General features: G+C 57.1%; 24 protein-coding genes and 1 pseudogene. 17 read left to right on the top strand and 8 right to left on the bottom strand.

The features are described from left to right. Window positions 1–33: 33 nt before the first annotated feature. Together ACJHYR_RS06675 and ACJHYR_RS06670 are read right to left on the bottom strand one after the other, a co-directional pair. Complete coding sequence (locus ACJHYR_RS06675; protein WP_000087835.1) at window positions 34–1,089, bottom strand: phage portal protein; 1,056 nt, start codon at window positions 1,087–1,089, stop codon at window positions 34–36. Beyond that, on the bottom strand, window positions 1,089–2,840 hold the full coding sequence (locus ACJHYR_RS06670; RefSeq protein ID WP_029400547.1) for a terminase large subunit domain-containing protein: 1,752 nt from the start codon (window positions 2,838–2,840) through the stop codon (window positions 1,089–1,091). Before ACJHYR_RS06670 ends, ACJHYR_RS06675 begins: the two co-directional genes overlap by 1 nt. Before the next feature lie 154 nt (window positions 2,841–2,994). On the opposite strand from ACJHYR_RS06670, the gene ACJHYR_RS06665 reads away from it, so the two are divergent. The 16 genes from ACJHYR_RS06665 to ACJHYR_RS06590 all read left to right on the top strand — a co-directional run bounded on the left by ACJHYR_RS06665 (window position 2,995) and on the right by ACJHYR_RS06590 (window position 14,168). Then, window positions 2,995–3,831: a GPO family capsid scaffolding protein gene (locus ACJHYR_RS06665; protein ID WP_029400548.1), complete on the top strand. Its 837-nt coding sequence runs from the start codon at window positions 2,995–2,997 to the stop codon at window positions 3,829–3,831. Between the two features lie 28 nt (window positions 3,832–3,859). After that, window positions 3,860–4,999: a phage major capsid protein, P2 family gene (locus ACJHYR_RS06660; RefSeq protein WP_077248672.1), complete on the top strand. Its 1,140-nt coding sequence runs from the start codon at window positions 3,860–3,862 to the stop codon at window positions 4,997–4,999. Between the two features lie 2 nt (window positions 5,000–5,001). Then, a complete protein-coding gene (gpM, locus tag ACJHYR_RS06655) occupies window positions 5,002–5,778 on the top strand; it encodes a phage terminase small subunit (protein ID WP_045145341.1) in 777 nt (258 codons plus the stop codon). Between the two features lie 102 nt (window positions 5,779–5,880). Further along, window positions 5,881–6,375: a head completion/stabilization protein gene (locus ACJHYR_RS06650; RefSeq protein ID WP_045145342.1), complete on the top strand. Its 495-nt coding sequence runs from the start codon at window positions 5,881–5,883 to the stop codon at window positions 6,373–6,375. Continuing rightward, the gene (locus tag ACJHYR_RS06645; protein WP_045145344.1) at window positions 6,375–6,572 is read left to right on the top strand and encodes a tail protein X; all 198 of its coding nucleotides are present in this window, start codon (window positions 6,375–6,377) and stop codon (window positions 6,570–6,572) included. The genes ACJHYR_RS06650 and ACJHYR_RS06645 overlap by 1 nt, the downstream gene beginning before the upstream one ends. After that, a complete protein-coding gene (locus tag ACJHYR_RS06640; protein WP_000256049.1) occupies window positions 6,566–6,856 on the top strand; it encodes a hypothetical protein in 291 nt (96 codons plus the stop codon). The genes ACJHYR_RS06645 and ACJHYR_RS06640 overlap by 7 nt, the downstream gene beginning before the upstream one ends. 53 nt (window positions 6,857–6,909) lie before the next feature. Further along, complete coding sequence (locus tag ACJHYR_RS06635; protein WP_202116435.1) at window positions 6,910–7,398, top strand: lysozyme; 489 nt, start codon at window positions 6,910–6,912, stop codon at window positions 7,396–7,398. 56 nt (window positions 7,399–7,454) lie between these two features. Continuing rightward, window positions 7,455–7,802 (top strand): DUF2570 domain-containing protein, encoded by a 348-nt coding sequence (locus tag ACJHYR_RS06630; protein ID WP_157919014.1) that lies wholly within the window; start codon window positions 7,455–7,457, stop codon window positions 7,800–7,802. Window positions 7,803–7,933: 131 nt separating this feature from the next. Further along, window positions 7,934–8,398 carry a phage tail protein gene (locus ACJHYR_RS06625; RefSeq protein WP_000920257.1) on the top strand — a complete coding sequence of 155 codons (465 nt, stop codon included), beginning with the start codon at window positions 7,934–7,936 and terminating at the stop codon, window positions 8,396–8,398. Window positions 8,399–8,455: 57 nt separating this feature from the next. Then, window positions 8,456–9,070 (top strand): phage virion morphogenesis protein, encoded by a 615-nt coding sequence (locus ACJHYR_RS06620; protein ID WP_024211221.1) that lies wholly within the window; start codon window positions 8,456–8,458, stop codon window positions 9,068–9,070. Further along, window positions 9,067–9,648, top strand: a complete 582-nt coding sequence (locus tag ACJHYR_RS06615) for a phage baseplate assembly protein V (RefSeq protein ID WP_000990789.1) — start codon at window positions 9,067–9,069, stop codon at window positions 9,646–9,648. Before ACJHYR_RS06620 ends, ACJHYR_RS06615 begins: the two co-directional genes overlap by 4 nt. Next, entirely contained in the window at window positions 9,645–9,995 is a 351-nt protein-coding gene (locus ACJHYR_RS06610) for a GPW/gp25 family protein (protein WP_001354617.1), read from the top strand. The genes ACJHYR_RS06615 and ACJHYR_RS06610 overlap by 4 nt, the downstream gene beginning before the upstream one ends. A gap of 3 nt (window positions 9,996–9,998) precedes the next feature. Beyond that, complete coding sequence (locus tag ACJHYR_RS06605) at window positions 9,999–10,895, top strand: baseplate J/gp47 family protein (protein ID WP_072837457.1); 897 nt, start codon at window positions 9,999–10,001, stop codon at window positions 10,893–10,895. Continuing rightward, entirely contained in the window at window positions 10,888–11,451 is a 564-nt protein-coding gene (locus tag ACJHYR_RS06600; RefSeq protein ID WP_072770464.1) for a phage tail protein I, read from the top strand. Before ACJHYR_RS06605 ends, ACJHYR_RS06600 begins: the two co-directional genes overlap by 8 nt. Before the next feature lie 3 nt (window positions 11,452–11,454). Continuing rightward, entirely contained in the window at window positions 11,455–13,557 is a 2,103-nt protein-coding gene (locus ACJHYR_RS06595; protein WP_072837458.1) for a tail fiber protein, read from the top strand. Beyond that, on the top strand, window positions 13,557–14,168 hold the full coding sequence (locus tag ACJHYR_RS06590) for a tail fiber assembly protein (RefSeq protein WP_045146043.1): 612 nt from the start codon (window positions 13,557–13,559) through the stop codon (window positions 14,166–14,168). Before ACJHYR_RS06595 ends, ACJHYR_RS06590 begins: the two co-directional genes overlap by 1 nt. Before the next feature lie 70 nt (window positions 14,169–14,238). Here the strand turns inward: ACJHYR_RS06590 and ACJHYR_RS06585 are convergent, their stop codons facing one another. The 6 genes and pseudogenes from ACJHYR_RS06585 to ACJHYR_RS06560 form a co-directional block, all read right to left on the bottom strand. Further along, the gene (locus tag ACJHYR_RS06585) at window positions 14,239–14,727 is read right to left on the bottom strand and encodes a phage tail protein (RefSeq protein ID WP_000979935.1); all 489 of its coding nucleotides are present in this window, start codon (window positions 14,725–14,727) and stop codon (window positions 14,239–14,241) included. A gap of 1,127 nt (window positions 14,728–15,854) precedes the next feature. Then, window positions 15,855–18,050: pseudogene (locus tag ACJHYR_RS06580) on the bottom strand (phage tail tape measure protein); the annotation flags it as partial. Next, window positions 18,037–18,192 (bottom strand): GpE family phage tail protein, encoded by a 156-nt coding sequence (locus ACJHYR_RS06575; RefSeq protein WP_001115715.1) that lies wholly within the window; start codon window positions 18,190–18,192, stop codon window positions 18,037–18,039. The pseudogene ACJHYR_RS06580 and the gene ACJHYR_RS06575, both read right to left, overlap by 14 nt. Before the next feature lie 8 nt (window positions 18,193–18,200). Then, entirely contained in the window at window positions 18,201–18,563 is a 363-nt protein-coding gene (locus ACJHYR_RS06570; RefSeq protein WP_000662443.1) for a hypothetical protein, read from the bottom strand. Window positions 18,564–18,613: 50 nt separating this feature from the next. Then, entirely contained in the window at window positions 18,614–19,132 is a 519-nt protein-coding gene (locus ACJHYR_RS06565; protein ID WP_045146048.1) for a phage major tail tube protein, read from the bottom strand. Beyond that, window positions 19,132–20,415, bottom strand: a complete 1,284-nt coding sequence (locus ACJHYR_RS06560) for a phage tail sheath family protein (RefSeq protein WP_045146050.1) — start codon at window positions 20,413–20,415, stop codon at window positions 19,132–19,134. Before ACJHYR_RS06560 ends, ACJHYR_RS06565 begins: the two co-directional genes overlap by 1 nt. A 161-nt stretch (window positions 20,416–20,576) precedes the next feature. Between ACJHYR_RS06560 and ACJHYR_RS06555 the strand changes: the two genes are divergently transcribed. Beyond that, a complete protein-coding gene (locus tag ACJHYR_RS06555) occupies window positions 20,577–21,668 on the top strand; it encodes a contractile injection system protein, VgrG/Pvc8 family (RefSeq protein WP_223715960.1) in 1,092 nt (363 codons plus the stop codon). Window positions 21,669–21,698: the final 30 nt, after the last annotated feature.

Here is a 21,698-nt window from a genome sequence, read left to right as displayed (position 1 = left end):
TGCCCCGGCGAAGCAGCAGACAAGCGAAGCGCGTCAGGATATGGGCTGGGTGTCTAACAGTGCGTAAGGGTTAAAACGGATCACCTCTTCGCCCAGCCAGTCGTTGACGTGTTTCATTGCTTCCATGACGGGCATCAGTTCGTTAATGGCAAACACACGGGCTGCCTTCTCCACATCCCCGAATGACCCCTTCTCACCCGGCATGGCCCCCATCAGCTGCGGCGGTACACGGTGCACGGACAGCACATCATCACGCGATGCAGCCTTGACGTTCATGAACTCATCCTTTGCGGTGATTTGCTGAAACGGCAAAATCTGTACGCCATCCTTACCACCTCCCGCCGCGTGGATGAGCAGATTTTTAAACGCCCCGCCACCACGCGCGCTTTGCAGTGTTTCCCGCAGTTTTTCCATGCTTTCACGGTCAACCTGCGCCGCACCGATGTAGACAATACAGCCCGCGTGTGAGCCGTTATCGTAGTAGAGCTTGCGGAAGATATCGGCGGAATGTGACAGGCTGGCAGACAGCAGGCCGCCCAGGTAATCCGGCATCCCGTAAATCTCCTGGTTGATATCAGGATTCATCAGGTGGCATATCGTCCCCTCACGAAAGCGGTACTCTTCCTGTCCTTCCTGTATATACCACCATGATTTCATATCGCTGCCACGTCGCATGTATTTCGCCAGCGCCCGGCGCAGGGCCAGCGGTTCGCCAAGCATGTTGCGCCGCAGCTCAAGACAGGCATTACCGAACACAAACCAGTCCATCGCCACCCCGGCGAACTCCTGGCGGGACAGCAGAGGATGTGGAATATAGCAGCCCAGCAGCACATTACGTTTGAAGCTGAGCGCCGACTGGTGCCAGGACGTCTGGCGGGCAGCCCGTGCCAGTCCGTACCAGTCAACGGGCGTTTCAAACCACCGCCCGTTGTCGGCGCAGTACATGCTGTCCAGCAGGTCGGCCCCTGACAGCCGGTAAGGTCCTTCAAACGTGAAGGCACTCAGTGTCGGGTCGCTTCGCAGGGAATCCGCAAGGCTGCCCTGCGCTGCGCGGGCGTTCGTACGTCGTTGTTTATTTTTTCTGCTCATCAGAACTCCGTAACACTGAAGGGGGCGGCATCATGTTCACCGCCGACAGGTTCGTTGATAACGGCCAGCATGGTGGCCCATGCAAGATCGCCATGGCTTACGCCTCTTGCGCGATCTGTTTCGTAGGTGATAAATCCGGCCTGCGTTTTTGTTTTGCGTACCGCGTTAAAGGCGCTCACCAGTTCGCGCTCGCTGCGGTCGTACTCCCACCGCCCGGCGCGCATGAGCTGCAGCATCTTCAGAACCAGCGTGCGCTTTGATGACAGGGTGAAGGTGTAGGGAATGGCTGCCGGAAAAAAGCGCTTCACAATCTGATACACCGCATCCCCGTGACCGCCGGTTACGTCAATACCGATATGCTCAACGTTATAGCGAAAGGTGAACTCTTCAATCACCTTCGCCTGCGCCTCAAACTCCAGCCCCTGCACCCGCCGCGTCTCCACGGTGCGAAAACGCCCGCCCGGTACGGCTGGCGGCACCACCACGACAACCGCCCCGCTGTCACCGTTCCCGCTACTGCCGTTGGCGTCGTACCCAATCCACACAGGGCGGTTCCCCATCGGACGCGGTGCAAACGGCTTCCAGTCCGGCCACTCGTCGTATCCGTCAACACCGCAGCCAATCAGGATATTCAGGTTAAATGCCGATTCCCCTTCGCGAGCAAATTCACACATGTAGAGATTGCGGAACTCGTCTTCAGTGTTATTGCGCCGGATTTTGTCAATGTTGGTTAACGTCCATCCCTGACTGACCACATCTTCCAGCGTCACAATTTGCCGCCAGATATAGTCAGGACAGATAAGGCCGTTATGAAGCGCATTCCAGCTCACATCAAAATGCTGACGTTTATGAGTACGAAGCCCTTCATTCCAGTGATCGCCGTTCCAGTATGCATACGCCTCATGTGTTTCACTTGATGGCGTGGAAAAATAGGTACACCGCAAACCATCCAGCGTTGCCATAGCAGCAGCCACCTTGCGCAGCTCTGCGAAACGCCCCGTCCAGAAAAACTCATCAAAATACAGATTCCCTGTGTACGCTTGCGCGGTGGCCGCAGAAGTGCCGAGAAAATGCAGCTCTGCACCGTTGGAGAGGATGACTTTATCGCCCCCTTTCAGTTCCACATCAACTTCAGATGCAGCCTTCTGAATAATGCTTTTAAACTGGAGCGCCTGACGACGAGACGCAGACAAAAAAATCTGGTTACGCTGGTAAGGTTGTGCCACATCGTCACGCAGCGCCATCAGCAGCGCTTCCTGCGCAAAATACCAGGTCGCCCCAATCTGGCGGGATTTCAGGATCATCCTGTCAGTAATTCCGGCACGCTCACAGGCACCGATAGCATCAAGCCATTTGCGCTGGTGTCCGGCCAGCCTGTCGGTAATTTTTTCCCGCAGCGCCGCGATCTGTTCCGGCGTGAAATGATTTTTGTGTTTTTTCGCCCGGCCTTTCTTTCCTGTTGCCGTCTCATCCGGCAGACCGTCATGCAGCTTTTTAAGCTGACGGGTCAGCAAATCAATTTCCTTAAAGTCCCCGCCTGTTTTATTCTGTTTTTCCGTGAGCTGAATGAGTCGCGCATCCATGGACTGCGTGACACGCTGAACCGGGGGCGTCTCATCCCACTGGTCGCGTTTTTTCCACGAATGGATCGTGTTCTGGTTGATACCCATAAGGCGGGAAATTTCCGCAACAGGGTAACCCTGCCAGTACAGCTGGCGTGCCCGCTGGCGAACAAATGTATCCTGAATCATTTCTCCCCCTCATGTGATTCAGGCAGTTTACTCACCCCTTACAGGCCTCCTGCCATGCCCGGTGTTGTCGGCATTCGCTTACAACAAACGCACTTTGTCTGTCCCTGCCCCGTTTTGCCATCATGAGACAAACGATCATCACGAGGGCCCGACAATGCCTGAACAGAAAAAAACATCCCGTAAAACATTCCGCGTGGCCGTTTCCGGTCCCACCGCAGACGGTCGCGAAATCAGTGCCGCAGATTTGCGCGCGGCGGCCAGTAACTTCAACCCTGAGATTTACGGCGCACGCGTGAACGTGGAGCACTGGCTTTCACCGGTTCCGTCCAGTGAATTTTCCGCCATGGGTGATGTGACGGCACTGAGCACAGAAGAAATCACCGAAGGTCCGCTGGTCGGTCGTACTGCGCTGTATGCGGAAATCGAACCCACCGACCGCATGAAAAATCTGGTCTCCCGGGGTAAGAAAATTTACTCCAGTATTGAGCTGGCACGAAATTTCACCCCTACGGGCACCCCGTATCTTATTGGCCTTGCCATGACAGACACCCCGGCAAGCATCGGCACGGAGCGTCTTCAGTTCGCCCTGCAGCAGCGCCGTTCGGTCATGACCTTCAATAATCAGCAGACGGAAGCACCGATGTTCTCTGACGCCATTGAGGCTGAAGTGATCGAACTGACGGAGCGCCGCAGCGAGGAAGGTGCGCAGTGGCTTAACCGCGTGATGAACATGATTGGGCGAGGACGCAGGGCTGACGACACCCGGTTCTCCCGCATTCATGACGCCGTTGAGGGGATAGCCTCATCGCATGCCGACCTTCTCGACCGCTTCAGTGCACTGGAATCGCGCCATCAGGCAGACAGACAGAAAATCGCCACCCTGTCCACTGAGCTGGCAGAGCTGAAAAACAGACTGCGCGGACTGGACGCTGATCAGGAAAGTCGTTTTACGGCAACCGGCGGGCAGTCCAGACAACTGGCTGACTACTGACAGAAATAACCACAAGAGGTGATAACCGATGAATCTGATCATGAGCGATGCCGCGCGGGCCGAGCTTTTTGCTTACCAGGCACAACAGGCGGAGATGAATAACATCACGATATCTGCGCTCTCCTCCCGCTTTTCGGTACAGCCGGCAGTGCAGCAGAGATTTGAAAACGCATCAAAGGAAAGCCATGATTTTCTTCAGAAAGCCAACAGCATTGGTGTGACAGAGCAGAAAGGTGAAAAGGTACTCCTGGACACCACCGGGCCGGTTGCGCGCACGAACAGCAGTTATGACGGTACAAATCGTCGTAACCCGCTGAATGTGGTGGACATGAAAGCGCGACGCTATGAGTGCGAGCAGGTGAACTACGACACCTTCATCTCCTACCCTCAGCTTGACATGTGGGCCGGACACCCTGACTTCCAGCTGCGTGTGAGTCGCCAGATTGCCAGACAGGTGGCACTTGATCGCATCATGACAGGTTTTAACGGTACGCACCATGCGGAAGTCTCGGATATAAAAAAACACCCGCGACTTGAGGACGTCAATAAGGGGTGGCTGCAGGATATCAGGGACCAGGCCCCGCAACGCGTCATGAAAGACGTGATGCTGACTGCGCGCAATATGGACAATTCGGTGGCATACACAGGCAGATACGCCAATCCCGATGCACTGGTCCAGGATGCACGCTCATCCCTGCTTGACGAATGGCACAAGGACGCAGACGACCTCGTTGTCATCATGGGGCGAAACCTCTTTAACTCCCTGCGCCTGCCGGTCCTGAACAGTATCAGCATGCAGAATGCGAATGCCGAACTGCTTGCCGGACAGCTCATTGTGTCAACGCGGACCATTGGCGGCCTTGATGTGTACCTTGCGCCATTTTTCCCGGCTCAGTCAATGCTCATCACCTCATTCAGCAACCTGTCGGTTTACTGGCAGAAGGGGTCCATGCGTCGTCTCATGAAGGATGAGCCCGAATACAACCGTATCGCCATCTATCAGTCCGTTAACGACTGCTATGTGGTTGAGGACCATGGTAAGTGCGCACTGATTGAGAATATCAGCTTTGCCACATATGACCATGACGCGCCGGACTGGTACCGGGAGGGCATAAAAGCACTGTCAGCGCAGGCTGAAGACAAGGATGCAGGGGAAGAGGAGGATTAACCATGCTGACACCGGCACAGGCTCATTTCCAGCACGTGATGGCTTTACGGGCAGGAACGGCAGCAGAAAACGAGGATATCGTGGCCCGCACGGCTCATGAGCAGGTCCTTCACCGTCTGCGCCTGGCACAGCAACGCATAAAGGGCGTCCAGGCAAAAGCGGCAAAGGCCGCGCTCAAGCGTGAAATGCTGCCGGGTTTTGCAGGCTGGATAGACGGCACGCTGGAAGCCGACGGCGGACAGCAGGATGAGGTGATAGCCACACTCATGGTGTGGGCCGTGGACTGTGGCGACCTGGCGCTTGCACTGCGCATCGGGGATTATGTGGTTCGCCACAACCTCACGATGCCTGACAACTTCGGGCGTACGGCAGCCACGGTACTGACCGAGGAAATCTGCAACCCTGTTCTGACACAGGCCGGAACGGATGCACACGCCGATTTGTCCGGCTACATCGAACCGCTGGACACCCTCTGGCAAATTGTCGCGAACCGGGACATGCCCGATGAGGTCCGCGCCAAGCTGTGCAAGGCATGCGCCTTTGCCCGTCGTGGCCTGACCGATGCCGACAGCATGGCGGTGAGTCTGAAGCTGTTCCGTGAGGCAATGCACCTTAACCCGAATGCGGGGGTAAAACGTGAGATTGCCACGCTTTCACGGGCCCTGAAAAAGGCCGGACAGGATGAAGCCGCTGCCGCACAGGAGCCTGCGGCACAGAAAGATACAACCAGAGAACAGACCACGACGCCGAAGGCGAAAGCGAAGGCGAAACGTGGTTAACGGCTGACCCCGTCAGAAGGCGGCGTGCCGGGCGTTCCGGTTACGGTTTTCCGTTCCCCTTACACCCGGCACCCACCGCCTTTTTTTCTGAAGGAGCGATTTATGAGCATGGTCGCAAGACCGGAAGCCGCCCCTGCACGGGACGATATCCCCGACACCGACGACGGCGACGCCACCATCACCGCCGGGGCATTCTGGCCGGAGATTGTGCTGCGGGAGCTGCGCCTTGCAGTACGCCTGCCGGGCCGCATCACCTCCACACGTCTGGCGCACGTTGCCACGGGAGCCGTGGCTCACGTCACGCGGGAGCTGGAAGAGTGGCAGAAGGCGCAGTCTGCCGCAGGGTTCAGCATCCTCGCAGAAGTGCCTGCCGCCACCATCAACGGTGAGAGCGTCAACGTATGGCATTACCGCAACGCCGTCTACAGCGCCACCCGCGCCCTGATTCTGGAACGCTGGCGGGATGTGGACACCACTGATAAAGGGGACCGCCGGGCTGACGCACTGGATGAGCAGATGGAAGACTTATGGCGCGATGTGCGCTGGTCCGTGGCAGATATTCTGGGTCGCCCCCGTCTTTTTGCGGAGCTGGTGTGATGAAAGTGAGGGCACTCCAGGGGGATACCGTCGATTTACTCTGTTTCCGGCACTACGGCACCACGCAGGGGGTGACCGCACAGGTACTTGATGCCAATCCAGGGCTCTGCCGCCAGGTAATTCTGGAAGCGGGACAGGAGGTGGAGATGCCGGAGCCGGAAAGGAAACAGCAACGCGAAAAGGTAAAGCTATGGTGACGGGATTTTTTCAGCGCGTCAGTGACTGGATCACCTTCTGGGCGTCAGTGACGGCAACAACCATTGGTGTTATGACCATCAGCGAAAAAATTGCGCTGGCCGGGCTGCTTCTGGGGTCACTTTCCGCCATCCATGCCTGGTGCCACCGCAGGCGTACGGAGCAGGCAATGAAGCGCCGCAATGACCTTATCGCCCGCATCCTGGCACGTTCAGAAAACCGCGAGCTTCACGACGGTGAGAGACGGGCACTGGACAGCGTGAGACAGGACGGAGAAGAGCGGTGAAACTGCCGGTAAAACGTTATGCGGTGGCGGCCATTGTGGCGCTGGGCGTCTCCATGGCACCCGGTGAACTGAGAACCTCACGGGAAGCACAGATAAAAATCGCCACCCGGGAAGAGTGCCGGGCGACACCGTACCGTGATATTGCAGGAGTAATGACCGTGGGATGTGGTTCAACAGGGGGCGTGGAGAACCGGGTTTACGGAGAAAAGGAGGTGGCCCGCCGCTGGGTGAATGACCTGCGGCACGCGGAAAACTGTATCAACCAGAACTTCAGCGGTGCCGCCATGCCCCAGTCCGCCTTTGAGGCGATGACCGACGCGGCGTTCAACGTCGGCTGTACCGGCCTGATGTGGTACCGGGACAGGAGCGGCAACCGGCAGCGCACCACCATCTGGAAGCACGCACAGGCGCACCGCTGGGTGGCGATGTGCGGGAGACTGACCGATTTTGTCAACAGTGGCGGACGCCGCTCACAGGGGCTGGTTAACCGCCGGGAGGAGTTCAGACAGTGGTGTCTTCGCGACACGGGAGGCAGCACATGAGACCGGTTTACGCCGTGATTGTTGCCCTCATGGTGACCACCCTGACGGCGGCGGCCATGTGGCAGTCATACCGGCTGGGGCGTGCCGGTGAGGCACGTGACGCCGCAGAGCAGCAGCTGGGCGAATACAGCCGGGCGCTGCGTGAGTCCTCCGCCGTTATCAGCGATGCCTCCGCCGTACTGCATGAGGTGATGACGCAGCGACAGAAAAGGGCACAGGAAGGAGAAGTCAGACGTGAACAGCTTCGCGAAATTGCTGCGACGGATGAGTGCGCCGGCACTCTTCCTGACCACCGTTTTACTGACCGGCTGCGCGAACACACGGAACGCGCCACTGCCCGCGCCCTCCTTCCGGTTCATTCCGGCGGGACTGACGACGGGAACACGGCCCCCGCCCTTCCCTGAACACCCCACCTGGGGAAATATCGGGATATGGAGCGACAGCCTCCTGGATGCACTGGAAACCTGCAACGCAGACAAACGGGCCATTGAGGCGATGGAGCGCCGGAGACTCAACCGACAGAACGGAGAGGCGCATGCTGAAAAGTAAATCCCTGAGCACACACATGAGTACAGCGTGCCGGTGGTGCAGGGCCAACCCGGAAAAGTTCACCGTGTTCATTGAACGTGGCGGGATAGAGACCACCGGCGAGACGCCGACGTTCGTGTACAACTACCGGCTGGTGATGTTCGTGATGGACTACACGGGCGATCTGGACAACCTGACGCTTCCACTGATTGTCTGGCTGGCAGAGAACCAGCCGCAGTTGCTGCTTAATCCTGAGCGCAACAACGATATTCAGTTCACGGCGGCCATTAACGACGACGACAGCGCGGACGTGCTGTTTGAGCTGCCGTTACGTGAACGCGTGCGCGTCACCCGCAGGGATGACGGCACCCTCATGACAGAACATCTACCGGAGCCGAAATCACGCATCCCGCAGGACGGCGACTGGTCACACATTCTGGAGGATGTGACGTGGAACATTGTCACCGGATAACACGCGGAGAATGTTATGGGGAAACTGAGATACCGTAACCTCGTTCCCGCTGAAGGAATGAGTAACATGTTTGTCAATATCCGGCTGGCAACCAGCCCGCAGGCAGTGAAGCGCATTGCCGCGCATGTGGGTAAGGAGCTGCGGCGCGTGAACCAGAGCCGGATGCGCGCCCAGAAAGCGCCGGACGGTTCGGTGTGGACACGCCGTAAACGCCGTATATCACGCCTTCAGGAGCGCATCAGCTTTATCTGGCAAAACCAGAACCGCACCCTGAAAAACTGGCATCACGGTTCAGGAAAATACGGCCAGACCATCACCGGCTGGGATGAAGACCGGAGCGGCATACGTACCTTTTACCGGAGTGATATCCTCCGTTTCCTTGAAATCAGGACACGCCGCATCAACCGTGACACCACAAAAACGGTGCCGATGTTTGCGAAGCTGCGCACGGCCCGTTATCTGAAAGTGAAGGCGGACGCATCAGGCGTGACGGTGGGCTACAGCGGCGTGGCGGCACGCATTGCCCGCGTTCACCAGTTCGGGGAGCGCGACCGGGTGGCCGCAGGGATGTATACGGATTATCCGGCCCGTGAACTTCTTGGAATAACACCGGCAGATGAACGACTTATTCAGCGTATCATTATGGACAATATCGCGAGGGCTGTGGCATGAACGCGGAATTAATGCGCCTTATCAGCAACATCATCAGAACCGGCGTGATTTTCGACGTGAACCCGCAGACCTGGGAGGTCCGGGTGCGCAGTGGCGGACTGGAGACAGGCTGGCTTCGCTGGAGCACCGCGCGGGCGGGCGCGTTCAGTGTCTGGGTGCCGCCAGCCACCGGTGAACAGGTGGCGTTCGTCTGTATCGGTGGTAATCCCGAAACCGCGATAATCATCGGCAGCCTCTGGAGCGATGATATCCCGGCACCGGGCAGCACACTGAAGGAAATCATCATGACAGCACCGGACGGTGCGGTATTCCGCTACGATGCAGACGCCGGTGCACTGGAGGTTAAGGGGATTAAAACAGCCAGCATTCAGGCCGACACGCGCATCACCCTGGACACGTCGGAGGTGGTGTGTACCCGCAAACTTATCACCGCCACCCTGGAGGTGCAGAACGGCGGCGAGATGCGCGGCAGCATATCCCACAGCGGCGGCAGCCTGACATCCAACGGTATCACCGTTCATACGCACACCCACGGTGGCGTCAGGACGGGCCCGGGCACCACGGGAGGCCCGCAATGACCGCTGTTTACAGGGGGATGAACCCGCAGGGAACCGGCACGCTGAGCGACAGCGAACACCTGAAAAACAGCGTGCGGGATATCCTGACCACACCGCCAGGCAGCCGGGTGATGCGCCGCGAATACGGCAGCCTGTTACCGGACCTCATCGACGAGCCCATGAACGACACCACGCGTTTACAGTGCATGAGCGCCACGGTGACTGCGCTGGCGCGCCATGAACCCCGTATAGCACTGCAGAACGTCGATGTGAACTGGCGGGCTGGCGGACGCGCCGTGGTGACGTTATCCGGCATCATCACCGAAACCATGCAGAACATCACATTCAGTATCACCCTGAGGGAGTAAATCATGCCTTCCGTTGACCTGTCACAGTTACCGGAACCGGCCATCATCGCGCAGCCGGATTTTGAGTCCATCCTGGCAGACATTAAAACCATGATGGTGAGCTCCTTCCCGGAAGAATACCGCGCCGCCGTCACCCGTGCCCTTACTCTGGAATCCGAGCCATTGAACATCATTTCCCAGGCCATGGCCTTTCGTGAAATGCTGCTTCGCCAGCGCATCAATGAAGCCGCCCGCGCCTGCATGCTCAGCCACAGCCGGGGCAGTGACCTGGACAATCTGGCCGCCAACAACAACACCCGCCGCCTGGTCATTCATCCGGCCACTGATACCACGGAAGCAGTGATGGAAAGCGACACATCGCTGCGTCTGCGTGCCCAGTCAGCCTGGGACGGCCTGAGTGTGGCCGGACCGTCCGGCGCGTATGAGTATTTTGCCCGGAGCGCAAGCGGTCTTGTCCGTGATGCGCGCGCCATCAGCCCGTCACCGGCCACAGTCACCGTCTCCATCCTGTCAGCAGACGGTGACGGCACCGCCGGTGAGGCGTTACTGAACGCGGTGCGCACCGCCCTGAATGCCGAGAACGTGCGCCCGGTTGCCGACCGCCTGACTGTGCAGAGTGCTACCATCGTGAACTGGGAAATGGAAGCGAAGCTGTATTTTTATCCAGGGCCGGAGTCTGAACCCATGCTTGCGGCCGCTGACGCCGCTTTCCGTGCATGGCTGGCAGACCAGGGCCGTATCGGTCAGGACGTGGCCCTGTCAGCCATCACTGCAGCGCTGCATGTTCACGGTGTCCAGCGCGTTGAGGTCATAAAACCCACGCAGAACATCACCATCAGTGACACTCAGGCAGCCAGATGTACCACATTCAGCATCAGCGAAGGAGGACGCAATGAGTGACAGGAAAAAAACAGACAGCGCACAGCACAGTACATCACTGCTTCCACCGTCCGCAGGGCCATTCATGCGCGCCACAGAGGCGACAGGAGCACGCATCAGTGCCATACCGGTGGACGCCGACACCCTGTGGTCGCCGGACCGCTGCCCTGCTCACCTCCTGCCCTACCTTGCATGGGCATGTTCCGTTGACAGCTGGGACCGCAACTGGCCGGAAGAGACCAGGCGACAGGTGATTCGGGACGCATGGATGATACATCGCCACAAAGGGACCATCAGTGCACTCCGCCGCATCGTTGAACCACTGGGCTACCTCATCCGTGTATCAGAATGGTGGGAGTTTGACGGCTCGCCCGGGACCTTCACCATTGAGATTGGCACACTTGAAACCGGAGTAAGTGAAGAGGTGCATGAAGAAATGGAGCGTCTGATTGCCGATGCGCGCCCCGTCAGCCGCCACCTCGTGGGGCTTAGTATCATCCAGGAAATACACGGTGCCATTTACGCCGCTGCCGCAGGTTACGACGGCGACATCATCACCATTTACCCGGAAGACTGAACCATGAGCACGAGAAAATTCAGAACCCTTATCACCGACATCGGGCTGGCAAAGCTGGCCGCAACAACGGCGCCTGGCGGTAAACCTGTACGCCTTACGCACATGGCTGTAGGGGACGGCAATGGAGAGCTTCGTCAGCCGCAGAAAAACCAGACATCGCTTTACAATGAGGTCTGGCGCCAGTCTGTCAACCGCGTCTTCACCGACCCGGAGAACCCGAACCGCCTCATCGCCGAACTGGTCATTCCTCCTGAAACCGGCGGATTCTGGGTGCGTGAAATTGGTGTGTTTGATGATACAGGTACAATGATTGCAGTAGGAAATACCGCTGAAAGTTACAAGCCCACCAGAGAGGAAGGTTCAGGGCGGGCGCAGATATTCCGTGCAGTAATCACCGTCACCTCCGACGCCGTGGTGGAACTGGTCATGGACACAACAACAATTCTGCCGACCACGGACTACATTGATGAGAAAATGGCGGAACACGCACGTTCCCGTAACCACCCTGACGCGACACTGACAGAAAAAGGATTCACCCAACTGAGCAGCGCCACAAACAGCACCTCTGAAACACTGGCCGCCACACCGAAGGCCGTCAAGGCTGCATATGACCTTGCAGCCGGTAAAGCAGCCGCCAGCCACACCCACCCGTGGAATCAGATAACTGGTGTGCCATCAGCCTCGCTGACGGCAAAAGGCACCGTACAGCTGAGCAGCGCCACAAACAGCAATTCCGAAACACTGGCGGCCACACCGAAGGCAGTAAGTGATGCACTGAGCATGGCGTTCGTGAAGCCAACAACATCCCTGGGGGAAACAGACCTGAACACTCTGGGGCGTAAGGAAGACGCGGGAGATTATTACCAGCAGAGTGACTCAGGTGCGAGAACAGACAGAAACTATCCTGTAGAGAAGGCAGGAGAGTTACGCATCCGTGTTGGTGCATGGGGATTCTGCCAGCATGAATACACGAGCTGGGATCCGCCACGAAAATTTATCAGGACAGTTACCGGAAACTTTAACGGTAACGGCCCATGGTCAGAGTGGGTGGAGGTGACAAACACAGATGCAACAACTGGACGCAAAGGCATCGTACAGCTGAGCAGCGATACAAACAGCAATTCCGAAACGCTGGCGGCCACACCAAGAGCCGTCAAGGCTGCATATGACCTTGCAGCCGGTAAAGCACCCGCCAGCCACACCCACCCGTGGAATCAGATAACAGGTGTGCCATCAGCCTCGCTGACGGCAAAAGGCACCGTACAGCTGAGCAGTGCCACAAACAGTGAGTCAGAGACTGAGGCCGCCACCCCCAAAGCGGTTAAAGCCTTACACGATATGCTGACGAGCAAGTATACAGGACAGGATGCAACCACCGGACGCAAAGGCATCGTACAGCTAAGCAGCGCCACAAACAGCAATTCCGAAACGCTGGCGGCCACACCAAAAGCTGTTAAAGCTGCGTATGACCTTGCCAACAGCAAAGCCTCGGCAGCCCACACTCATCGCTGGGCTCAGATCACAGACGCCCCTGTTTTTTCGTCTGTTGCCCGCGTCATCATGGGTAAACAAAGCATAAAAGATATTCTTGATTACTTTGGTTTAGGAGAAGGCTCGACGCTGCCAGTTGGCGTACCCGTTCCGTGGCCTTCGTCAAGACCACCTGAGGGGTGGTTACAGTGCAACGGTGCCGCATTCACGCGTACAAAATACCCAAAACTGGCGGTGGCCTACCCTGACCTCAGGCTACCAGATTTGCGCGGGGAATTTATTCGTGGATGGGATGACCTGCGAATGATTGACAGGGGACGCTTATTGTTATCCACACAGGAAGCAACATATATTTGTACCGCCATACAGGCGTACCACGGCGTAGCGGGAGGTGCAGATATTCAGGCAGGGATTTCATTTGCATCACATGATAACGACATCATAAACATAACCCCTGATCAACCCAGAACCGGTAACGGCATCCTGTACGGCACAAAACCAGTTGACAGATGGGCAATAGCCAGAGCCGGTAAGCTGGTGAGTAATGAAAAAGACAGATGGATAGCGATCAGACCGCGCAATATCGCTTTTAATTATATTGTGAGGGCAGTTTAATGAGTAACACTGCAGTTCTGGATGAAAACGGTATCGCCACTTTCGCAGGCGATATCACTGTATATCACTATGATGAGGAAACCCGGGAATACACCTCATCCTCTGTGGAGTATCTCGCCCTGGGGGTGGGTACCCCGGCACATTCATGCGCCGATGCCCCGCCAGAGGCAATGCCGGGTTACGTGATTTGCCGGACGTCCACGCTGGACGGGTGGGAGTATGTCCCCGATCATCGTGGAGAGACGGTATACAGCACAGAGAACGGTAATCCGGTCCAGATTACCCAACCAGGTGACTACCCGGAAGGGACAACGACAAAACAGCCTGCCACACCATGGGATACCTGGAACGGTGAGGCGTGGGTAACCGATACAGAACGGCAGCAAGCCGAAGAGCTGGAGGTTGCCAGACAGCAACGCAAGGAACGGGTGGATCAGGCGATGAAGTCCATCGACCTCATCAACCTTAAGTTGCGGGCAGGTCGCAGTCTGACACCAGAAGAAACGGCAAAACTGAATGCCGTGCTGGATTATATCGACGAGCTGAACGCACTGGATATCAGCACGGAGCCTGAAATAAGCTGGCCGGAAACACCACCAGAAATGGAATGAGCGGGGAAAAGGAACGGGCATTCATAAATAATTCATCATGCAGGTGCCGCAAGAATGCGGCACATTACCTTCACATCAGATCATTTACGCCGCTTACTGTGGTATTCCAGACCGAACTTAACTTCCCTTTCATTCCCGAAAGCATATCAGACACCGGCGACGAGGCCATACTCTCCCGCAAATCCTCATCACAGCGTTCCAGACTGACAGTGAACTCAATTTTTTTGGCCTTACCGTGGCGGTCAAGTTCGCTTCGCGTTGTGCGGACAGCCGTTATCACATACATGCCGTATATCTGCCCCACACCGTCAATCAGCGGCCATGGGCGACCAGTGTAAGCCTGCGTCGTTAAAAGGCTGAGGGAAACCTCACCGCCGGTAATTTCGGGATAAAGCACACCGGACAACGTGATCTGGTCGTCACCCGCCCCGATATACTGCCAGCTGGCCGAACGATTGATGCGTTCATTTTTAACGTGGCGCCAGGTTTTATTATGTTGCAGTTGTTGATGAGGCAGCGTACGCAACTCAAAAACAAACATGCCGTAAATCATCATCATGAGAGGTACTCCTAATCTCTGTCACGGAAACTACCGACTGTCTGGCGGATACGGCGTTCCATTTCCGCACGGACGGCATCACCCACCATTTTTGCCAGTTCGCGCGGGTTTTGCGTGTGAACATCATGCAGGTGAATATGCAGTTCGCCAGTTAATCCCCATGGTGCCGGCTCACTCTGGCGCGGTCGGGGCGATGCGGGGGATATGGGCTGGCGCACAGCCTCAACCACCGGACGGGATGTTGCCGCCATCACTGGTGTCATTAGCGGGGAGAACGTCGGCATGACATCGTGAGTCATAACCGGTTTGATCACCGGCGGAACCACTGGCGTAATATTACCGGACAGTACCGGACGGACGACCGGAGGAATAACCGGCACATTATTCACGGACACCACCGGCTTCACGACCGGCGACACGTTCGCCGTGGTGGATATCAGCGGCGAAACACTGACAGGCGGTGGCGCTGGCAGCGGTGGCAACGAAGGCACACTGACCGACGGCACCTGCGGCAGTCTGACAGGTGGCTCACTGACACTACCCGGTAACAGGGAAGCTGCTCGGTTAAAGCGTTCCTCCTTCCACTCACCACGAACGGCCAGCGCTTCCGGCAGGTTTTTAAAGATAATATCGCCGGGACCAGCGCGTTTTTTCGCCTGTTTCGCCTCATCCAGCAGACCACCGGTGTTATCGACGATTTTGTTCAGGCGGCGCATAGTGCCGGTATTCTCCCCCGTCAGGGGTGGTTGCCCCCCTTTGGGTTTTTCGCCGTCTTTTTTATCCTCGTCCTTTTTCGGCGGATTAATGACGTTAACATCCGCCAGAAGCATGGCAGCTTTCTCGTTCAGCAACTCCTTCTGTTTTAGTTCTTCCGCCTTTTTCCGGGCGCGCTCAACCGCCGACGGAATCAGCCCGAGTTTTTCCAGCACCCGGGTTAATGAGTCAATCAGCAGCGTAACCGGACCGGTCACCAGATTGCTGATAAACTCCCCTACCTTCTGCCCGAACGTACGCCCGGCTTCCGTGCACTTGTCCAGCTCATCCTTTGTTGTGCTTACCGGCGCGAACAAATCCACGACCCACTGCCACACACGCCCGATTGTCTGCCCGACATACTCAAACAGCGGTCCCAGTGGTGCCACAGCCTCGCGCAGTGGCGTAAGCCCCTGCCACAGGCCGGACAAGAACCCGCCCACGACAGCCTTCAGCTGGTCCCAGTGCCGCCAGATAAGCACTGCCGCACCGACCAGTGTCGCCACCACAAGGCCCACCGGACTTAACAGAAAACCCAGCGCCCCGCCAAGTGCGCCCACCGCACCACTCACCATCCCCCACAGTGCGGGCAGACCTGACAGTCTGAGCGCCAGTATTCCGATACCGCGCCCCAGTGAAATCAGTGCGCCGCCAGGTGAAGTGAACGCAGCCAGCAGACCACCACGCAGCGCGCCAAGTCCCGCCTGCACACCACGAAGCCGCCCCGCAACTACGCCCAGCAGTGCAGCAAACCGTCCGGCACCGGAGGTGATACCGACAAACAGCACGCGCCAGCCACCGATACCGCCCAGCGGACCACCGAGTACGCCGCGCAGCTGCGTCAGTAACGGCAGCGCACGACCGAGGCCGGATGTGCCGGTCAGCAGGGCAAACCCAAGACGCAGTTTTGCCAGCGGCCCCATCAACACACCAGTGGCAAGTGACAGCGCCCCCATGGCCGCAACCGCAGCCAGCAGTACACCACCGGCAATCAGCAGTTGTTTTGTCAGTTCAGGGTGCGCCTGAGCCAGCGCGGTGACTTTCGCAATAACCCGGGTGAACGACTGCGTGACAGAACGCAGCGGCCCGTCAACGAGGTCAGCGACACGGATACGCAGTCCTTCCCATGCGCTGTTCAGTGATTTCAGGTCACCGTCCAGGTTATCAGCCATAACACGGGCAGTGTGATTAAGTTCCCCGGTGGCCAGTTCAATCTCCTGCGTAAGACGGGGAAGATTATTTTCCCCCGCCGCAGTGACAAGATTCATCAGGGAAACATAGGACTCCTGCCCGGCAATAGCCCTGAAAAAGGAGACCTGCGCGGCATTACCGTATTTTCGGGTGGCCTGGTACAGCTCATTCAGGATATTTTCCATCCGGCGCATGTTCCCGTAAGCATTCTGCGTCTCCACGCCAAGCTCTTTCAGTGCCATTGCAGCGGCCTTCGGCGGATCAACCAGACGTGACAGACTGGCACGCAGCGCCGTACCTGCATCACTTCCACGGATCCCCACACTGCCAAGGACACCCGTCATGGCTGCCGCCTGTTCAAGGGACAGGCCAAGTGAAGCTGCAACCGGACCCGTGTACTTCATGGTTTCACCCAGTGAACGGAGATCCGTATTGGTTCGTGTGAAGGTGGCGGCCAGCGTGTCACCCACGCGATCCATCTGGTCAGCGGACAGACCAAACTGTGTGAGGATATTCGAACTGATATCGGCAGTCTGTCCCAGGTCCATCCCTGCAGCCATTGCCAGATCAAGCACGCCGGGTAGCGCCGCCTGTATGGCCTGTGGTGTGAAGCCGGCCATGGCAAGGAACGCCTGACCGCTGGCAGCATCACCGGCGGTAAACTGCGTTTCAGAGCCCAGCTTAATGGCCTGTTCGCGCAGCGCCTTAAACTGCGGACTGTTTTTGTCAATACGGGTCAGCGCCTGGACGCGTGACATCTCCTTACCAAAACTGACCGCCGGTTGCAGGAAACGTCCGGCCGCATAGCCGCCTGCCGCCGCCGTACCAACCGCCGTAAGTCCGACCGTTTTAAGTTTTCCCGCCGTCTCCTGAGCACGGGAATATTGCTGGCGTGCCTGCGTGACACGTGCCAGCGCCTGCCGTTCGCGTTCCAGCTGGTCGTTGTATTGCTGTGTTCGCCGTATGGCCTGTTGAATGGTGTTGTCACTGCCGGAAAGCGCAATACCGTGGCGCCGCAGCTCACCACCCAGTTCGCGCATTCGCTGAACTTCACGCGCACGGACCTCATTGAGACGCTCAAGTTTGAGGCTCAAATCGTTCATCAGCTTTTTCTGTTTGTCAGACAGCACGGTTCCGGCGCGCTGAATTTGCTGAAGTGCGCTTAACTGGCGTTGCGCCCTGACAATGCCGTTTCCGGCCTTGTTTGCAGCCTCGCGGGCGCGATCAAATGAACGGGCGTAGCGTTCCAGGTTTTTGATCGCACCCTGCGTTCTCTGTATGGAGTCGCCAAGCTGGCCCATCATGCGACGGGCGTTTTCGGTGGGACGGGTCAGCCTGTCAACAGCGCTGAAGGCGACCCGTATATCAAGCGTTTTCATGCTCTGCGTTCCCGCTGCGAAGGGCCGCCCGCTCACGCCAGGCGACCACCTCGCCGGGATCCATCAGGAAGATTTCAGCGGGAGACCAGTTGAAAATAACGGCGATATCCGCCACAAAGTCTTCAATGTGCTCAAAGGGCACGACGGTTATCAGCCTGCCGTCGCCGCCCCGCTCTTCCCGCCAGAGTCCTGACCGGCCAAAAAATTAACCGCCACCCCGCACAGCTGAATAAAATCAGCGGACCCCATGCGCTTAAGCAGAACCTCGTCCAGTCGCGGCGAAGTGACGCGCGGGAGTAACTCAAACATCGCGTCCGTTTTCATGTTCAGCACGTCAAGCAGTGACAGCCCGCGCAGTGAACCGGCCTGCTGTACAGCAGGCGTGATTTCCACATACGTGATTTTTTTGTTACCGAGCACAAGGGGCGTTTTCAGCGTCACGCCGCGCTCACTGGTCACGTCCGCCGCATCAGCACCGTCAGTAACAGGGGCAACAACCGGATTTTCTTTCATGCATAAAACCTCAAATCAGGGGGCGACGCCGCGCGCCGCCGTGGGAAACATTAACCACCAAGACCAATCGCCGAGCGCACGCGGTCCGGGAAGACGTTTTTGCCGTCCTTGCGTTCGATGTGGTTCAGTAAATCAATCTCCAGCACCGGACGGTCGTTAATGCTGAGTTTGTAGTAGGTACTCCTGACCGCATAGGTGTGAGACGTGACCTCACCCTGTTTTGCCTCCCCCGTATCAATTTCCGTCACGCGGCCGCGAAGCTCAATTTCATACAGGTCGCTCTGCTCTTCATCGTTGTAGTACTCACCGACAAAGCGCAGCAGCGTACCGTCGATCGTGCCGCCGTACTTAAGGAACAGTTCGCGGGTCGGCCCGCCCATGGTGAAACTCGCATCCAGCGCGCCGTCATCCAGACCAAGGTCGATATTCACCGCGCCGGCCATACCACCACCGCGATAGGCTTCCGTTTTACGGGTCAGTTTGGGGGGCGTGAAGCCGGTCACCCTGCCAATCTGGTTCACCCCGTCAGTAAACAGCGTGAACACCCTGAGATTTTTTGGTACGGCCATTAAGCACCTCCAAGCGTCGCAAATGCAGGACCAAAGAATTCATCAGTAAACGCCTGGTAAAGTTCCATATCCTCAAGCGGCGGAACGGGCGTGTACTTGTAGCGGATACGCACGCGTCCCTGACGAAGTTCCGTGGTGCTGTTATCCACCACGTCATACCAGCACTCCGCACCAATGAGACGTCCTGACGTAACCAGCGCATCCAGTTTTGCGCGAATTGCGCTTAACACGTCTTTCACATTAGCAGGGGTCAGCGGGGCATCAATCGTTTCAAACTGCGCTTCCGCAATGGAATCAGCCAGCACCTGAGCGGTTCGCGTGTACACCTCAAAGATATACGCCTTCGTTTCCGGCGTACGGTTGCCCCAGAAGCGGAAACCGTTACGGCAAATGATGGTAGTGATTTCCTTGTTGTTGAGATTGTTGGCATCGCTGTCTTCGGACTGAAGGGACCAGAACACCGGGCTGGAAATACCCAGCACATTTCTTACCGGCACGTTGGACAGCGATTTATGCCAGCCCTGTTCGTGGTCAATACGTGCACGTAAACCGCAGGCGTACGCCGCAGCCGGGAAGACCTCATTAGCGCCGGATTTCGGGTTATGGGCGATGAAGTCCGGCCAGACCAGCATAAGTTCGCGCTCGTTAAATCTGGCGCGGTAGCTGATTGCATCGGCGGGCTTCTTGCAGTTGTGACAGCCCGCGTAGACAAATGCGCGAAGTTTTTCTGCAATTACACACAGGGATTTTGTGACAGCTTCAGTATCCAGTCCGGGAGCTGCGATGATGCGCGGACGGTAACCGATGGCATCATCCTGTTCAGCTATCAGAAGTGCATACATACCGGTATAATTACCGTCGCCATCCGTGCCACCAATGACATACTGGTCCTGCGTTTTGTGTGGGTATACAGGATGTGCATCTTCAGACTCATCAATACCAAAAAATGCCCTGTCTTCAGGATCCAGATGACCGAATGATGTAACTCCTGTATCCGGGGCGCCCTGAGAACTGGCATCAGGAACGCGCACCACAATCACCTTCGTGCTCACCTGGTCGGCGACAGCCTTAAGCGATTTGTAAAGCGTCCCCTTTGTGCCGGCCTTACCCAGCACATCACTGACGCGGGTCAGCAGTGTGGGTTTGTTCAGCGGGAACAGAGTTTCATCCGCGTCATCTGCCGTAGCCACAATACCAATAACACTGGAATCCACATCATTAATGGCGGTGGCAAGGCCGGTACTTTCCCTTACGCGCGCACCATGAAAGCGTGTTTCACTCATATGTTTCACCCTTGTCTGGCTGGTTGATTTTGCGTAATCATTACCCACACACGCGGTAATCTCACCCCTTTGATGTTGTCTCCTGACAGCGACAACAAAACAGCCATTCAACGCCGCTGCGGTGCATGAAACCATTACAGAACGCACCAGGAGAGAACACCATGAAAGAGCTGTCAGTTACCGTTCCGTCACCGGATATCGACATCACCATCAACAACAACACACTGGCAAACCTCACAGAGCGACTCATGACGCTGACCCTGACGGATAACCGGGCCTTTGAGGCAGACCGCGTCACCCTCACCCTTGACGATACGGACGGGCAGTTACAGTTGCCACCACGTGGCGCACGCCTGAGAGTGATGATTGGCTGGCGAGGAGAATCACTGGTTAACAAGGGCACCTACGTCGTTGATGAGGTTGCGTGGGAAGGACCTCCAGATAAACTGATCATCACCGCCAGCAGCGCAGATTTTCGGGAAGAGTTCAACGTGAGGCGGGAGGTATCCTGGCACGACGTGACCGTAAAACAGGTTGTGTCAGCCATCGCTCACCGCTACGGCCTGAAGACACAGATAAGCGAAATCCTCATGGATATCGAAATTGACCACGCTGACCAGACCGAAGAGAGCGATATATCCTTCCTGACCCGCATGGCTGAAATGCTGGGTGCGATTGCCACCGTAAAAAACGGCAGCCTGTTATTCATTCTGCCGGGTGGCGGAACCGGGCCGGACGGAAGAGCCCTGCCTTCGTTCGCCATTACCCGCAGCAGCGGCGACAGTCACCGCTTTCGCATTGCTGACCGTGATGCGTATACGGGGGTCCGGGCGCACTGGCTCGATCTGAAGTTCGGGCACAAGAAAAAAGTGAACGTGAAGCGACGCAGGGAAGCCGGGAAACAGAAACAGGAGAAGAGCAGCAGCCGGGAGGGTGATTACATGGAAGGCGCGGAAGGGAACGTCTACGTTCTGCGCAGGACTTACCAGAATGAAGAAACCGCACGACGTGCAGCTGCGGCAAAGTGGCAGGAGTTACAGCGGGGAGCAGCGGCATTCTCCATCACTCTGGCACGGGGTCGTGCCGACCTGTATCCCGAAATGCACGGCAGGGTAACAGGTTTTAAAAGCGAGGTGGACAATCAGGACTGGATTATTGCCAGGGTGGAGCACATCATAGATGAAAGCGGCTTCACCACACAACTGGAGCTGGAAGCGAAAATCCCCGAATGGATAGCAGATTCAGGCGGATAAAATTAAAATGAGCCATCTCCACTCAGCCAG

The sequence above is a fragment of the Escherichia sp. WS1450 genome, assembly GCF_046487395.1.
GTDB classification, from domain to species: Bacteria; Pseudomonadota; Gammaproteobacteria; order Enterobacterales; family Enterobacteriaceae; genus Escherichia; species Escherichia coli.
The sequence above is the reverse complement of the archived record's forward strand: the minus strand, read 5'-3'. Positions and strand labels throughout refer to the sequence as shown.